The organism is Streptomyces sp. NPDC088733 (assembly GCF_044751185.1).
In the GTDB taxonomy this organism is placed as follows: domain Bacteria; phylum Actinomycetota; class Actinomycetes; order Streptomycetales; family Streptomycetaceae; genus Actinacidiphila.
The window spans coordinates 1-15,833 of the sequence record NZ_JBIVLH010000013.1 but is presented as its reverse complement, the minus strand read 5'-3'; the positions used below and the strand labels follow the sequence as shown (position 1 = coordinate 15,833).

The 15,833-nt window shown below is 71.4% G+C and carries 12 protein-coding genes; 4 read left to right on the top strand and 8 right to left on the bottom strand.

The genetic code is table 11. The features are described from left to right. Positions 1-46: 46 nt before the first annotated feature. A complete protein-coding gene (locus ACIP64_RS23815) occupies positions 47-3,043 on the top strand; it encodes a DEAD/DEAH box helicase (RefSeq protein ID WP_401590187.1) in 2,997 nt (998 codons plus the stop codon). A gap of 115 nt (positions 3,044-3,158) precedes the next feature. Here the strand turns inward: ACIP64_RS23815 and ACIP64_RS23810 are convergent, their stop codons facing one another. The 8 genes from ACIP64_RS23810 to ACIP64_RS23775 form a co-directional block, all read right to left on the bottom strand. Beyond that, positions 3,159-4,388 (bottom strand): cytochrome P450, encoded by a 1,230-nt coding sequence (locus ACIP64_RS23810; protein ID WP_401590185.1) that lies wholly within the window; start codon positions 4,386-4,388, stop codon positions 3,159-3,161. After that, positions 4,385-5,812 carry an NAD(P)/FAD-dependent oxidoreductase gene (locus ACIP64_RS23805; protein ID WP_401590183.1) on the bottom strand — a complete coding sequence of 476 codons (1,428 nt, stop codon included), beginning with the start codon at positions 5,810-5,812 and terminating at the stop codon, positions 4,385-4,387. The genes ACIP64_RS23810 and ACIP64_RS23805 overlap by 4 nt, the downstream gene beginning before the upstream one ends. Then, on the bottom strand, positions 5,805-6,029 hold the full coding sequence (locus tag ACIP64_RS23800) for a ferredoxin (RefSeq protein ID WP_401590180.1): 225 nt from the start codon (positions 6,027-6,029) through the stop codon (positions 5,805-5,807). Before ACIP64_RS23800 ends, ACIP64_RS23805 begins: the two co-directional genes overlap by 8 nt. A 159-nt stretch (positions 6,030-6,188) precedes the next feature. Next, positions 6,189-6,860, bottom strand: a complete 672-nt coding sequence (locus tag ACIP64_RS23795) for an HAD family hydrolase (protein ID WP_401590177.1) — start codon at positions 6,858-6,860, stop codon at positions 6,189-6,191. Positions 6,861-6,885: 25 nt separating this feature from the next. Continuing rightward, positions 6,886-7,371 carry an Lrp/AsnC family transcriptional regulator gene (locus tag ACIP64_RS23790; RefSeq protein WP_401590174.1) on the bottom strand — a complete coding sequence of 162 codons (486 nt, stop codon included), beginning with the start codon at positions 7,369-7,371 and terminating at the stop codon, positions 6,886-6,888. An 8-nt stretch (positions 7,372-7,379) separates the two neighbouring features. Continuing rightward, entirely contained in the window at positions 7,380-9,587 is a 2,208-nt protein-coding gene (locus ACIP64_RS23785; protein WP_401590171.1) for a xanthine dehydrogenase family protein molybdopterin-binding subunit, read from the bottom strand. Continuing rightward, positions 9,584-10,573 (bottom strand): FAD binding domain-containing protein, encoded by a 990-nt coding sequence (locus ACIP64_RS23780; protein ID WP_401590168.1) that lies wholly within the window; start codon positions 10,571-10,573, stop codon positions 9,584-9,586. Before ACIP64_RS23780 ends, ACIP64_RS23785 begins: the two co-directional genes overlap by 4 nt. Continuing rightward, positions 10,560-11,090: a (2Fe-2S)-binding protein gene (locus tag ACIP64_RS23775; RefSeq protein WP_401590166.1), complete on the bottom strand. Its 531-nt coding sequence runs from the start codon at positions 11,088-11,090 to the stop codon at positions 10,560-10,562. The genes ACIP64_RS23780 and ACIP64_RS23775 overlap by 14 nt, the downstream gene beginning before the upstream one ends. Before the next feature lie 367 nt (positions 11,091-11,457). Between ACIP64_RS23775 and ACIP64_RS23770 the strand changes: the two genes are divergently transcribed. The 3 genes from ACIP64_RS23770 to ACIP64_RS23760 all read left to right on the top strand — a co-directional run bounded on the left by ACIP64_RS23770 (position 11,458) and on the right by ACIP64_RS23760 (position 15,629). Continuing rightward, positions 11,458-12,969 (top strand): FUSC family protein, encoded by a 1,512-nt coding sequence (locus ACIP64_RS23770; protein WP_401590163.1) that lies wholly within the window; start codon positions 11,458-11,460, stop codon positions 12,967-12,969. A gap of 314 nt (positions 12,970-13,283) precedes the next feature. After that, positions 13,284-14,513, top strand: a complete 1,230-nt coding sequence (locus ACIP64_RS23765; RefSeq protein ID WP_401590160.1) for a nitric oxide synthase oxygenase — start codon at positions 13,284-13,286, stop codon at positions 14,511-14,513. Between the two features lie 78 nt (positions 14,514-14,591). Beyond that, entirely contained in the window at positions 14,592-15,629 is a 1,038-nt protein-coding gene (locus tag ACIP64_RS23760; RefSeq protein ID WP_401590157.1) for a lactonase family protein, read from the top strand. The last annotated feature ends 204 nt before the right edge of the window (positions 15,630-15,833 follow it).

Below are 15,833 nucleotides of genomic sequence, written 5' to 3'. Positions count from 1 at the left end.
AACGTCCGGGGGCGGTTCGCAGGCTGACGCCCAGGAGGTTCTGTACGTGTTGCTCGAGGAGCTCAAGCCTGGCCTGCGGGTGGACGGACTCGTGCCGGCGGAGGTCGTCACGATCATCGCCGCGCAGTGGCACGGTGCGAACGCCCTGGAGTTGACCTTCAAGACAGCCGCAGGTGGCCTTGACCAGCGGGTTGTCTTCCGGAAGGACGAGGATAAGCTGAGCGCAGCCCGCAACGGCAGCCGGGCGTTCGACGCGAACGCACGTGACTTCAAGCTGGTCGCCGAGGCCCAGCGGATCTCACTGGCAGGGCTGTTCGACTCGATGCTTGCCGTGGCGACCAGCGATGTTCAGCCCCTCCCGCATCAGATCCGCGCCGTGTACGACGAGCTTGTGCCCCGTACGCCGCTGCGCTTCCTGCTCGCGGATGATCCGGGCGCCGGCAAAACAGTCATGGCCGGGCTCTACATCAAGGAGCTCCTGCTGCGTGACGACGTCAAGCAATGTCTGATCGTGGCTCCGGGAAGCCTGGTCGATCAGTGGCAGGACGAGCTCTTCTTCAAGTTCGGCCTCCGTTTCGACCTGCTCACGAACCAGCTCATCGACGCCCAGATCAATGTCAACGTATTTGAGTCCTATCCACTTCTGATCGCGCGCATGGACCAGCTCTCTCGTAACGAGCATCTGAAGGCGCAGCTTCAGGAGTCGGAGTGGGACCTGATCGTCGTTGACGAGGCGCACCGCATGGGCGGTCATTACTTCGGTGGCAAGGTGGAGAAGACTAAACGGTTTCAGCTCGGCGAGATGCTCGGGGAGATCACACGCCACCTGCTCCTGATGACTGCGACCCCGCACTCCGGCAAGGAGGAGGACTTCCAACTCTTCCTTACCTTGCTGGACCGTGACCGGTTCGAGGGCAAGCAGAAGAGGAATGCCGACGTCAGTGGCGTCATGCGACGCATGATCAAGGAAGACCTGCTGACGTTCGAGGGCAAGAATCTCTTCCCCGAGCGCATCGCGCAGACTGTCCCCTACCAACTGACGGCACTCGAGTACGATCTTTACGAGGATGTGACCCACTACGTCCGGGAGGGCATGAACCGCGCCGATCGCATCGGCGGCAAGCGCAAAAATACCGTGGGTTTCGCACTGACCGTCCTGCAGCGACGCCTGGCTTCGAGCCCCGAGGCGATCTACAAGAGCCTCGTGCGGCGTACCGAACGCCTGGAGCGAAAAAAGCGCGAGATACTCAACGGAACCGTTCGTGAGCACACGGCCACCGTTGATTTCGCCGGCCTGGACAATGGCGACCTCAATGCCGAGGAGATCGAGGAGATCGAGGAGGAACTGCTCGATGCCGCGACGGCGGCGCAGACGGTTGATGAGCTCAACGTCGAGCTCGTTGAACTGAGGGCGCTGGTGAAGACGGCGCAGAAAGTCCGGGAATCAGGTACAGACCGAAAGTGGACCGAGCTGTCCGCTCTCCTCCGGGACCACGCGCTGTCGACAGATCCCCATGGCTGGCCCAGGAAGTTCATCATCTTCACGGAGCACCGTGACACCCTCCAATATCTGCGAGGAAAGATCGGCTCGCTCCTGGGAAATCCCGATGCCGTCCGAGCCATTCACGGCGGTGTACGCCGGGCCGAGCGGCGGAACATCACGGAGGAGTTCACCAAGAACCGTGACGTGCAGATTTTGGTGGCCACGGACGCAGCCGGCGAGGGACTCAACCTGCACGTCGCGCACCTGATGGTCAACTATGACCTGCCCTGGAACCCCAACCGTATCGAGCAGCGCTTCGGCCGCATCCATCGCATCGGCCAGGAGGAGGTCTGCCGCCTGTGGAACCTTGTAGCTGTCAATACTCGCGAGGGTGAGGTCTTTGCGCGTCTGCTGGAGAAGCTCGACCAAATGCGCGAGACGTACGGCGGCAAGGTTTTTGACGTACTGGGAGAGGCGTTCGCCGAAACCCCGCTGCGGGAGTTGCTTCTCAACGCCATCCAGTACGGTGAGCGGCCAGATGTAAAGAACAGGATGCGCGAAGTCATCGACAGTACCGTCGGAGACGGCCTCAGAGAGCTTCTCGGCGAGCGGGCACTCGCTTCCGAGCACATCTCGGATGCCGATCTGTGCGCCTTGCTCACTGAGATGGACGAAGCCCGCGCTCGACGTCTTGAGCCGCATCACATCGAATCGACCTTCAAGGACGCATTCACCCGGCTCGGCGGCCGGATCGTCAGACGTGAACAAGGCCGCTACGAGATCGTCAACGTACCCCAGCACATTCGCTCAGCCGGTAACGGGCCGATTGCCACGAAGTACGACCGTGTCACCTTCGACCTGGGCCACGTCCAGACTGACGGCCGCGCCCGGGCCGACCTGCTCGCCCCCGGCCACCCCCTGCACGACGCTGTCATGAACGAAACCATGCGGAACTTTGGGGGTGCCCTCAACCAAGGCACCGTCCTTGTCTCGGCTGCCCTCGAAGAACCGCATCTCCTTGTCGGGGTCGTCGAAGAGGTTGCGGACGGCACCGGTGAGTCGGTGGCCCGACGGTTCGCCTATGCCTATGTCGACAGCCACGGCACAGTGCACCCTGCTGGTCCCGCGCCCTATCTCGACTGCGTTGAGGCGCCCAAGGGCGCGGCGACGGACATCGCAGGCAGAATGCCCTGGCTCGCGGACGCAGAAGACAAGGCAACGAGTTGGATCATTGCCAACCAGTTGCCCGCATACCTCGCCGAGGTCCAGCCTCGTCGCCTGGCTGAGTTGATCAAGACTCGGGAACTGGTGACCAAGCGTTTGCTTTCGGAGAGCGAGCGGCTGCTCGTCGATGCCGCAGCGGCTTCTGAGAAGGAGCGGAAGGGCGAGAGGCCCAAGGAGTCCGCCGAGAGCCTGCGTCGAAAGGCTGACGAGCTCCACGTAAGGCTCAAGAAACGTCTCGCTCTGCTCGACAAGCAGCAGCTGATGTCCACGAAGCCACCACAGATCCTGACTGCGGCGCTTGTACTCAGCGCTTCCGATCTACGCTCGTGCGGGTGACCGCCGCCTTGGTGTGGGAGGTGCGCGAAGCGCGGCCTCGGCCGGGCTGATCGTCAATAGGTCGAGGATCCGCTCCCGCGCTCTACCTGTGGCCGGGCATGTTTCACCGCCGCGCTCAGGCACGCACTCCGTCGCACTCGATCCGCAGGTGGCGCGGCCCGCGCAGCACCGGGCTGGGCCGGTACGGCGGCGGGTCCTCGGCGAGGCGCGGGTTGTCCAGGCGGCGGATCATCGCGGTGAGCGCGATCTGTGTCTCCAGACGGGCCAGTGGCGCGCCGAAGCAGCTGTGGATGCCGCTGCCGAAGCCGAAGTGCTGGTTGTCGGTGCGGGCCGGGTCGAAGTGGTCGGGGTCGGCGAAGCGGCCCGGGTCCCGGTTGCCCGCGGCGAGGACGAGGATCAGCGGCGAGCCCTTGGGCACCGTGACGCCGGCGATCTCGATGTCGGTGAGCGGTGTGCGCTGCGGCAGCATGTGCACGGGCGGCTCGAAGCGCAGCAGCTCCTCCACCGCCGAGGGCATCAACTCCGGCTCCTGCCGAAGCCGTTCCATCGCCTCCGGGTAGCGCAGCAGCGTGAGCATCCCATTGGTGATGAGGTTGACGGTGGTCTCGTGTCCCGCGATGAACAGCAGCACCATGCTGCCGATCAGCTCCATCGGCGCCATCCGCCCGTCCGGGCCGTCGTCGTGGACCAGGCCGGACATCAGGTCCTCGGTGGGGCTGTCGCGGCGTTCCTCCAGCAGCCCCGCCATGTAGACGCCCATCTCCGTGATCGCCTCTTTGCGGGCCTGTTCGTCGTCCTCGCTGAAGGTGCTGCCGCGGGTGCGCACACCGGTGGAGGACACGATGCGGTCCGCCCAGGCGCGGAACCGGTGCTCGTCCTCGCGCGGGACGCCCAGCAGGCGGCAGATGACGCTGACCGGCAGCGGGTAGGCGAAGTCCTCGACGACGTCGATGCGGCCGTGCCCTTCAAGGGAGTTGATCAGTCCGTCGGTCACCCGCGCGATCTCGTCGTGCAGACCCGCGATGCGGTCAGGGGTGTGCGGCGGCCCGAAGGGGCGCATGGCCTGCCGGCGCACCCGGTCGTGGTCCGGCGGGTCCATCCGGATGAAGGACGGGGGCTGCCCCTCGGCCTGCGCGGCCTGCGGGTCGCCGGGCAGACGGTGGCTCAGGTCGGAACTGATGCGCGGGTCGTGCAGCAGCGCCTTGATCTCGCGGTACGTGCTGACCAGGTACGCGCCGTCGTCCTGGCGTACCACGGGGGTGCGGCGCAGCTCGGCGTAGAGCGGGTACGGGTCGCCGCGGTGGGCGAAGTCGTTGATCCGCTTCAGCATCGTCTCGTTGGTCATGCGCGGGCCTCCTGGACGGTCGGGGGGACGCGGACCACGCGGCGCTCGTCGGGCAGGTGCCCCGTGACCGCGACCGTGGGGCCGTGCGAGAGCTGGGACGGGTCGGGCACGTCGGCGGCCTGCACCACGACGTCCTCCGGCCGGTCGAAGGTGCCGGGGTCGGGCGGGAAGGGCGCGGCGGCCTCGATCAGCGTGCAGTAATAGTCCAGCCAGCGGCTCTGGTTGAAGGAGACCGCGGCGGTGAGGCGGCCCCGGTAGCCGTAGACGGCCACGAAGGAACGTTTTTCCATCGACCCCTGGACGATCGCGACCTCGTCGGAGAACGACGGCACCCCGACCGACTTGATGTTCACCCCGAACTGGCTGGACCAGAACGCGGGGACGGCCAGGTGCGGGCGGCGCCTGGGCCCGCAGCTGACCATGTTGTGCGCCGCCACCTCGGCCTGCGCCACCGCGTTGCCCCAGTGCTCCAGGGCCAGCAGCTGGTACTCGTAGAGCGGGTGGGGGGTGCGCGCCACATCGCCGGCCACGAACACGTCGTCGGTCACGACCCCGTTGATGTCGAACGCCCGGCAGCCCGCGTCGCTCGCCAGCCCCCGCGGCCCGGCGCCGAGGCCCGAGTCGTGCAGCCACTCGGTGTTGCGGACCGCGCCCAGCGCCACGACCGCCACGTCGCAGTCGAGGGTGGAGCCGTCCGACAGGCGCGCCGAGCGCAGCCGGCCGTCCTCGTCGCCCACCAGCTCGGTGACGGTGATCCCGCACCGCAGGTCGACGCCGTGCTCGCGCTGCAGGTCGGCGGCGACGGCGGCGATCACCCCGCCGAGCGCGCCGACCAGGGGCGCGGGGCCGCGTTCCGCGACCGTCACCTGGAGGCCGCGTTCCCGGCACACCGAGGCGATCTCCGAGCCGGTGAATCCGGCGCCGATCACCAGTACCCGGCGCGGCCCGGCGTCCAGGCGGGCCACGAGCTGCCGGGCGTCCTCCATGGTGCGCAGCGTGAACACCCCCTCCAGGGAGGCCTGCGCGGCGTCCGGCCAGGGCCTGGCGCGGACGCCCGTCGCGATCAGTACGCGGTCGTACTCCACATGGCTGCCGTCGCGCAGCAGCACCCGCCGTGCGGCCAGGTCCAGGCCGGTGGCCGGCACCCCGAGGCGCCAGTGGGCGTCCACCTCGCGCCGGGCGGGCAGCGCGGCGTGCTCGGGGGGCATGCGGCCGAGCAGCACGGCCTTGGACATCGGCGGACGGTCGTAGGGCCGTTCGGTCTCCTCGCCGATGATGGTCAGCGACCCGGTGAAGCCCTCGTCGCGCAGCACCTCGGCGGCCCGCAGCCCGGCGAGCGAGGCGCCGACGATCACGATGCGCTCGGGCGCCGTGAGCCAGTCCCCCCGCTGGTCCGCCCGCCTTTCCGTGCGCTGGTCAGTCATCGGAGCCCACCCCCGCGGCCACTCCGGCCGGACCTTCGACGAGGATCGCCTGAACGGGGCAGGCGGACGCGGCGCGGGACACCCGGTCGTACTCCTCGTCCGAGGCGCCGGCGTCGTAGAGCAGCGCCTCCTCGCCGTGGAGCTCGAACACGCCGGGCGCGAGGAACGCACACTGCGCGTACCCCTGGCACCGGTTGAGGTCGACGACAATCTTCACCGTTCCGCCTCCTCCTGCTGCGGGCCGTGGCGGGCGGGGACGGCGACGAGCGCGGTCCCCACACCACCAATAAGGCCGGGGGGCCACGCGCGCCATTCGAGCGGTGCCGCCGAAGTCCCCCTCAGCTCCGAGCCCGGGGAACCCTCCCCGGCCGTGCGCTCAGGAGGTCAGCCAGGCGTGCACGGCGCGCGCGTCGAAGGAGTGCTGTCCGCCGCGGACCAGCAGCCCCGCCGTCGCGAAGGCGGGGTCGTCCGCCTGGGACGGCAGGTACGGGACCGCGACGCACCGCATGCCCGCGCGGTGCGCCGCCTCCGCGCCCGGCGGGGCGTCCTCGACGACGACGCAGTCGGCCGGGTCGACCCCGAGGCGCGCCGCCGCCTCCAGGAAGACGTCGGGCTCCGGCTTGCCGCGCGGGACCTCCTCCGCCGACACGACGGTGGTCAGCACCGCACCCAGCCCGGTGCCGGCCAGGACCGCGGCGATCGCCTCCCGCGAGGACCCCGAGGCGACCGCCATCGGGTGCCCCTCGGAGTGCAGGAGGTCGACGAACGCGCGCATCCCGGGGAAGACATGGGTCGCCTCGCGCGCCAGCCGCAGATAGAGCCGGTTCTTCGCGTCCAGCAGTTCCTGGACGGAGGCGCTGAGCCCGTACTCGGCGCGCAGGGTCTCCAGCGTCTCGCGGGTGCCGATGCCGATGAAGCGCGCGTGCTGCTCCCAGGTGAAGTCGTCGACGCCGTGGCCGGCCAGCAGCCGGCGGCCGGCCTCGAAGTAGTTGGGCTCGCTGTCGACCAGCGTGCCGTCCAGGTCGAAGATCACCGCGGGGAGAGTCATGCCCTCCAGCATGCCAAGCCCGCGATCAGGGCGTACGAGTGGCCGCCGCCCTGCCGACCTCCTCCACCAGGGGGAGCATGCGCTGCGGCACCCGCTCCCGCAGCGCCACTTCGGTGCGGGTCCGCACGACGCCCGGCAACTGGATCAGCCGCTGGATGACGTCCTCCAGGTGCGCGGCGTCGCGTGCCACGACACGCGTCAGCAGGTCGCCGCCCCCGGTGATGGAAAAGGCCTCGATGATCTCGGGCACGGCGGCCAGCGCCTTCCCCGTGTCGTCCAGATGCCCCTGGGTCACCTCCAGGTGCACGAAAGCGAGCATGCGGTAGCCCAGGGCCTCGGGCGACAGGTGCGGCCGGTAGTCCGTGATCACCCCGTCCCGTTCCATCCGGTCCAGCCGGGCCTGCAGCGTCCCGCGCGCGATCCCCAGGATCCGCGCGCACTCGCGCACACTGGTCCGCGGCCGTTCCAGCAGCAGCACCAGGATGCGGGCGTCCAGCTCGTCGGCGGGCACGGGCCGGCTCAGAGCAGGGCGTCGAGCGTGATCGGGAGTCGGTTGAGGCGCTTTCCGGTGGCATGGTGCACGGCGTTGGCGATCGCGGCCGCGATGCCGACCAGGCCGACCTCGCCCACACCCTTGGTGCCGGTCGGGGTGCCGCGGTCCGGCTCGCCCACGAAGACCACGTCCAGGTCAGGGATGTCGGCGTTCACGGCCACCAGGTAGTCCGCGAAGGTGCCGTTGGCGATGCGCCCGGTGCGCGGGTCGGTGACGGTGTCCTCGAACAGCGCCATGCCGATACCGCCGACCGTGCCGCCGATGATCTGGCTCCTGGCCGTCTTCGCGTTCAGGATGCGGCCGCCGTCGATCGCGGACACCACCCGTGCGACCCGGACGAGGCCGAGGTCGGCGTCGACCCGGACCTCCACGAACTTCGCGCCGTAGGCGCCGGCCGGGGACATGCCGAGTTCCTCGGCGACGGGCGGGGTACTGCCCCCGGTCGCCGTGAGCTGGGGCAGGCCGTGACGGGCGAGGATGTCGACGTAGGACTCCCCGCGGTCCGGCCGGCCGGCGGGGAAGACCCGGCCGTCTCCGCACTCCACGTCGTCGGGGTTCACGCCCTTCAGGGGCGACTCGTCGTCCTCGCGCGCGAGTTCCGCGAACGAGCGCAGCAGCCGCCGGCAGGCGTCGTGCACCGCGTTGCCGAGCGCGCCGGTCAGCCCGGACCCGCCCGCCATCATCGAGTCGGGCATGTCGGAGTCGCCGAGGTCGAACCGGACCTTCTCCAGGGGCAGTCCCAGTTCCTCGGCGGACAGCTGGGCCATCACGGTGTACGTGCCGGTGCCGATGTCCGTTGCCGCGCTGCGCACAAAGGCGCTGCCGTCGCGGTGGACGGTCGCCTCGGCCATGCACGGCGTCGCGAAGTACGGGAACATCGCGCTGGCCATGCCGTAGCCGATGAGCCAGTTCCCCTCGCGCATGGAGCGCGGCTCGGGATTCCGCTCGGACCAGCCGAAGCGGCGCGCGCCTTCCTCGTAGCACTCCAGGATCGCCTTGCCGGTCCAGGGCAGCCCGTTGCGCGGGTCGACGTCGGTGTGGTTGCGCACCCGCAGTTCCACCGGGTCCATGCCCAAGGTGTACGCCAGTTCGTCGAGGGCGCATTCCAGGGCGAAGTTGCCCTGCGCCTCGGCAGGGGCGCGCATGGACGTCGGCACGGAGACGTTCATCCTGGCCTGCCGGTCCTGGGTGATCACATTGGGGCACCGGTAGGCGAAGGCGGTTCCGTGGGTGAAGGGCTCAAAGTCGTTGTCCTCCATGCTCAAGGAGGTAAGGCTGCGGTGGTCGAGGGCGGTCAGCACGCCGTCCCGCGTGGCGCCGAGGCTGAGCCACTGCACGCCGTGGGGGCGGTGCCCGACGGAGGTGAACATCTGCGGCCGCGTCAGGACCAGTTTGACCGGGCGCTTGAGCACCCGGGCGGCCATCGCGGTGAGGACGACGTGCGGCCACGCGCGCAGCCCGGCGCCGAAGCCGCCGCCGACGTAGGGCACCAGGACCCGTACCGAGCTCTCGGGAATGCCGAAGACCATGGCGAGCGTGGTGCGCACCATGGAGGGCCACTGGCTGGTGTCGTGCACGGTGAGCGTGTCGCCCTCCCACGCGGCCAGCGTGGCGAACAGCCCGAGCGGGTTGTTGGTGTTGTCCGGGGTGGTGTACGTGGCGCGCACGGTCACCTCGGCGCTCTCCAGGGCCGCGGCGGCGTCGCCGCGCGAGGTGTCCATCCCCCAGGGGTCGGTCACGTGCTCGGCACGCGGGTCCTGGAGGTCGAGCAGCGGCTCGGCCGTCTCGTAGTCGGCGCGGACCAGGCGCGCCGCCGCGGTGGCCTGCTCCGGGGTCTCGGCCACCACGAAGGCGATGTGCTGGCCCTGGTGGATGATCCGGTCGTTGCGCAGCGGCGCGGCCGGGGAGGGGCCGAGCGCCGTCACCGGTCCCGTCCCGACCTCGGGGGCGTTCTCGTGCGTGAGCACGCTGATCACGCCGGGGGCGGTCTCGGCCGCCTCGGTGTGCATGCGGACGATCCGCCCCGCGGCGATCGTGCTCTGCACCAGGGCGCCGTAGACCTGCCCCGGGACGCTGAAGTCCATCGGGTAGGGAGCGGTGCCGGTGACCTTGCGCGGACCGTCGACCCGGTTGATGCCCGTACCGACCAGGGGCCTGCTTTCGACGGTGCTCATGCCGACACTCCTGACACTGTCTGCAGTTCGCGCACAAGGGTGCGCCGGGCGAGCGGCACCTTGAACGCCGTGCCCGGGAGGGTCCACGCGTCGCCCATCGTCGCCTGGGCCGCGTCCATGAACGCGGCCGTCGTGGCGGGCGCGCCGGTCAGCACGTGCTCGGCCTCGTAGGCCCGCCAGGGCTTCGACCCCACTCCGCCGAGCCCGACGCGGGCCTGGCGGATCGTTCCGCCGTCGAGGACGAGCAGCACCGCGGCAGAGGTGAGGGCGAACTCGTACGACATCCGGTCGCGCACCTTGAGGTAGCCCGACAAGGCGGCCGGCGGCGGCAGCGGGATCTCGACCTCGGTGATCAGTTCGGCGTGCTCCAGCACGTTCTCGCGCTCGGGGCTCTCGTCGGCGGTGAAGTAGAACTCCGTCAGCGGCACACTGCGGCGGCCCGACGGCCCCTGGATGTGCACGACGGCGTCGAGCGCCACCAGGGCGACGGCGAGGTCCGAGGCGTGCAGCGCCACGCACCGCTCGCTCACCCCGAGCACGGCGTGCATGCGTGCCGCGCCCAGGACTGCCGCGCAACCCGAGCCCGGAGAGCGCTTGTTGCACTCGAAGACACCGGGATCGCGGAAGTAGCGGCAGCGTGTGCGCTGCAGCAGGTTGCCGCCGATGGTGGCCATGTTCCGCAACTGGACCGACGCGCCGAGCAGCAGCGCCTCGCGCACCACGGGCAGTCGTTCGGCCACCGTGGCGTCGGCGGCCAGCTCCTCCATGGTGGCCAGCGCCCCCACGTGCAGGGTCTCGCCGCGGCGCTCGATGCCGTGCAGCGGGAGCCGCGTGATGTCGATCAGCCGCGGCGGCTCCAGCACCCCGTCCTTCATCAGGTCGAGCTGTGTCGTGCCGCCCGCCAGGCAGGACGCCTCCGGGTCGTCCGCCAGCATCCGCACCGCTTCCTGGGTGGCCGTGGCCCGCACGTACTCAAAGATGCGCATCGCGACCTCCCTCGGACGCCGCCTCGCGTATCGCGGCGACGATGTTCGGATAGGCGCCGCAGCGGCACAGGTTGCCGCTCATGAACTCCCGGATCTCCTCGTCGGAGCCGGCCCGGCCCTCCGCCGTCAGCGCCACGGCGGACATGATCTGCCCGGGGGTGCAGAAGCCGCACTGGAAGCCGTCGTGCTCCATGAAAGCCCGCTGCACCGGATGCGCCCCCTCGCTGCCGGACAGGCCCTCGACGGTGGTGACGGCCCGGCCCTCCGCCTGGGCGGCCAGGGTCAGGCAGGCCAGCACCCTGTGGCCGTCCAGGTGCACCGTGCACGCACCGCAGGCGCCCTGGTCGCAGCCCTTCTTCGTGCCGACCAGCCCCAACCGGTCCCGCAGGGCGTCCAGCAGCGTCACCCGGGTGTCCAGGCGCAGGGTGTACGACCGGCCGTTCACGTCGAGCGTCACGACCCGCTCGATGATCGCGGGACGGTCGTCCACGTCCCGCTCGCTCGCCACGTCCCTCATCGCGTCCTCCTCCGGACGGGCCGGATACGACTGGAGCCCCTTCCGGGGCGGATCCGGTGCGTTGGTTCGTCAGGAGCCGTGAAAGGCGGGAACCAACCGTTAGGTGTCGGTATGCCCGCCTTTGGCACCAATATACGCCGTATGGGTGGTCCGGCATGGGCCACTGGTCCGGCGCCGGGACGACGGGCGTCCCGGGCGGCTGTGCCAATGGCCCAGGACATCGGGCGCCGGTTGAGCCAGGGGCCCGGGTGATGCTTGTCTGGAGCGGACGATGGCGTTGCGGGAGGCCGGTGTCCTGGTCCCCGCAGCGCCTTCGCCATGCACGGCACGGCACAGCACGGACAGAGCAGGGGGCGGGACGGCATCCGTGGTCAGGCACATCTTCCACGCACCGGACCCGGGGCGGGCCCGGCTGCGCGCCGCCACCCGCGCCGTCCTCGGCATCGGCGCCGGCGTCGCCTCGGTCGCCGCGGTGGGGCTGCCGCTGCCCGCCGTCGTCGCGGGCGGCCTCGCGGCGCTGCTCGCGCTGTTCGTCGTGGCGGACCCGGGACCGGCCCGCCAGGCCGTGACGACCGCGCTCCTGCCGGTCGTCGGCTTCCCGGTGCTGGCACTGGCCGTCTGCCTGCACGCCGCCCCCGGCGCCCGGGACGCGGCCTTCCTGGCCGTGGTCTTCGCCGGCGTCTACGCGCGCCGCTGGGGGCCGCGCGGCCACGCCCTGGGCGTCTTCGCCTTCATGATGTTCTTCGCCGCCCAGTTCCTGCGCGCCGGTCCCGGGCTGCTGCCGCAGCTCTGCGCGGCCGTGGGGCTCGGACTGGGCTGCGCCGCCGCCGTCCGCTTCGGCGTGTGGTGCTACGAGCGCGGCACCGCCCCCGCCCCGGTGCCCGTCCTGCCGCAGGAGCGCGGGCTGCGCCGTGCGACAACCCGGCAGGCCTTCCAGGCGCTGCTCGCCGCGGCGATCGCCGTGGCGGCCGGTCAGGCGCTGTCGCAGGACCGCTGGTACTGGGCGGTCGGCACCGCCTGGTGGATCTTCGTGAACACGGCGTCGCGCGGCGAGACGCTGGTCCGCGGCTTCCGCCGGGTGCTCGGCACCGTCGCGGGCATCGCAGGAGGCCTGGCGGTCGCGCTGCCCCTGCACGGGGCGCCCGCGCCGACCGCCGCGCTGGTCGCCGTGTGCGTCTTCGGGATCTTCTGGAGCGCCCCGGTCTCGTACAGCTGGATGATGTTCTTCGTCACCGTCATGGCGGGGCTGCTCTACGGACTGTTCGGCATCCTCCGTCCGGGGCTGCTCGCGCTCCGGCTGGGGGAGACCGCCGTCGGCGCGCTGGCCGCGGCCGTGGCGGTCCTGGCGGTGCTGCCCGTGACGACGCACGCGGCCACGGACGCGTGGATCCGGCGCGCGCTGCACGCCGTGCGCGACGTCACCGGCGAGGCCGCACGGCACCTGGCGGGCGGGTCGGCCTCCGGGGATCTCGCCCGTCACGTTGCCGAACTGGACGCGCTGCTCGTGCGGGTGCGGCTGTCCGTGGCACCGCTGGTGCACCCCCTGAGCCCCCTGCGGGCCCGCAAGGCGCGCGCCCGGGCCGTCCTCGCCCTCCTGGACGAGTGCGCCCGCCAGGCCGCCGGTCTCGCCGAGGCCGCCGCCGACCCGCGGGCCTGCCACGACGAACGCCTCACCGCCGCCTGCCGGCGCGTGGAGACCGCCCTGCGGCGGCTCCTGGCACCGCCGGCGCCCGAGCCCCCGCCCCCGGCCGTCTCCGGCGCCCGCGGCGGCCACCCGCACGCCGAGCGCGCCCTCGCCCATCTCCACGGCCTCGAAGCCGCCCTGACCGGTCTGGCCGTCCCGCTGGGCACCGGGCCGCGCACCACCGTCCCGGTCTGACCCGTCAGCCGCAGCCGCATCGACACGCACTGCTGTCGAAGCGTGACGCAAAGCAATCACCGGCGGCACGGCGCATAGACACCCGGCGCGGTTTTGGGTCGTATTCACCCCTGGAAGACCGGATGGATCGTTCCTTCCGCGCAGTAGACCGGTTCCATCTCGCGTCCGACACGCGGGCCGTCACGGGACACGGCCCGCGCGGAACCGTCTTGGGGGTACGTGGCGTGCTGAGGTTTCTGCGCCGTGCAGGAGGAACGAATCAGCGGACGTCGGCGGGGGCAGGCCGCGCCCCCGCCGACGTCCAGCACATACGGATGGAGGATCCGGAACCGGTGACGAGGTGCCCGGCCGGGCACCCCGCGCCGCAGGAGGAGCCGGCGGCGGGGGAGCGGCCGGCGGACGGCCGCGACCAGGCCGGCGACGCGGACCGGGAACCCGGCATACGGGCCCTGGCGGCGGACTTCGTGCGGCAGTTCCACACGGAGTTCCCCGCCGCGGGCGACCCGGGGCGCCGACTGGCCGCGGTCCTCGCCGAGATCGAGGCGACGGGCACGTACCGGCACACGCGCGAGGAACTCGTCTTTGGAGCCCGCGTCGCCTGGCGGAACAACACCCGCTGCATCGGCCGGCTGTACTGGAACTCCCTTCAGGTGCGCGACCGCCGGCACATCACCACCGCCGAGGGCGTCGCGCTGGAGTCCGTGGCCCATCTGCGGGCCGCCACCAACGAGGGCCGGATCCGCCCGGTCATCACCGTCTTCGCCCCGGACACCCCGGAGCGGCAGGGCCCGCGGATATGGAACGAGCAGCTGATCCGCTACGCGGGCCACCGCGCGCCGGACGGCACCGTGGTCGGCGACCCGGTCAACACCGGTATCACCGAGGCGGCCGTGCGCCTCGGCTGGTCGGGCGGTGCCGGTACGCCCTTCGACGTACTGCCGCTCATCGTCCAGGGGGCGGGCGGCGGGCAGCCGCGCTGCTTCCGGTTGCCCGACGAGGCCGTGCTCGAGGTCCCGATCGTGCACCCGGAGTTCGACTGGCTCGCGGAGTGGGGCCTGCGCTGGCACGCCGTCCCGGCGATCTCCTGCATGTGCCTGGAGATCGGCGGGGTCTGCTACCCCGCCGCCCCCTTCAACGGGTGGTACATGGGCACCGAGATCGGCGCCCGCAACTTCGCCGACACCGACCGCTACGACCTCCTCCCGCGCGTCGCCGAGGCACTCGGCCTGGACACGGCCAAGGACCGGACGCTCTGGCGCGACCGCGCCCTGGTCGAGCTCAACCGGGCCGTGCTGCACTCCTTCGACCAGGTGGGCGCCACCGTCACCGACCACCACACCGAGTCCCGCCGCTTCCTCGCCCACATCGACCGCGAGGAGCGCAGGGGCCGTACCGTGCCCGCCGACTGGTCGTGGATCGTGCCGCCCATGTCGGGCTCCGCGACCGGGGTGTTCCACCGCTACTACGAGACCGGGGAGCGGACCCCGGCGTACGTGCACCATCCGCAGGCGCTCGCCCTCGCCCGCGGCGAAACGATGGTGTGACGGGGGCAGCGGGAGCGGATTCCGGCCACTGCGTTACTCTCAGCCGCCGTACGTACAACCAGTGGAAGAGGTACGGCAGTGGCCGGGCACGTTTACATCGGGTCGTTCACCTCGGCGGGCGGCAAAGGGCTGACCACCGCGGCCGTCGACCCCGACTCGGGGGCGCTGACGGCGCTGCACGCCGACGCCGCGGTGGACGACCCGTCCTTCCTCGTCCTCTCGGAGGACCGCACGCGCCTCTACGCGGTGTCGGAGCAGCAGGAGAACGGCGGCGCCGCCGCGTTCTCGCTGAGCGACCCCGCGCGCCCCGAACTCCTCGGCGCGGTCGTGCCGGTGGGAGGCGGCTCCCCGACCCACCTGTGCCTGCACCAGGGACACCTGCTGACCGCCAACTACGGCACCGGCACCATCAGCGTGCTGCCCGTCGACGGCGAGGGGAAGCCGGGCGCCACCCGGCACGTGATGGAGCACGAGGGCGACGGCCCCGACCCGGACCGGCAGACCGGCCCGCACGCCCACATGGTGCTGCCGGACCCGGCGGGCCGCTGGGTGCTCACCGTGGACCTCGGCACCGACTCGGTGCGTGTGTGCGAACTCGACGCCGCCACCGGCGAGCTGGAGATCGAGCGGGAGATGGGCCTGCGGTCCGGCAGCGGCCCGCGCCACCTGACGTTCCACCCGCGCGGCGACCGCGCGTACATCATGAACGAGCTGGCCTCGGTCGTCACCGTCTGCCACTGGGACGCCGAAGTGGGACGGCTGAAGCCGGTCGCCGAGGTGTCCGTGCTGCCCGAGGGCGCCACGGGCCCCAACTACCCGTCCGAGCTGGTCGTCTCGCCCGACGGGCGGTTCGCCTGGGTCGCCAACCGGGGCCACAACAGCATCGCCGTGCTCTCCGTCGACGCCGACGGCGACACGCTCGAACTGCTGGAGACCGTGGACTGCGGCGGCGACTGGCCCCGCCACCTGACCCTCGACCCGTCGGGCACCAGGCTGTACGCCGCCAACGAGCGCTCCGGCGACGTCAGCTGGTTCGACGTGGACCCCGCGACCGGCACGCCCGAGCTCGCCGGCTCGCTGACCGTTCCGGCCGCCTCCTGCGTCGTGTTCGGCTGACGTCCGGGCCCACCGCACCACGAACAACGGCGTGGTGGGGGGGGCCCCGGGGGGGGGGGGGGGGGGGCCCCCCCCCCCCCCCGGGGGGGGGGGGGGGGGGCCCCCCCCGGGGGGGGCCCCCCCCCCCCGGGGGGGGGGGGGGGGGGGCAAACGATCGTGGGGACGGGGAATGCGCTGTGGCGCGACCTGGCGTCACCACGGGAG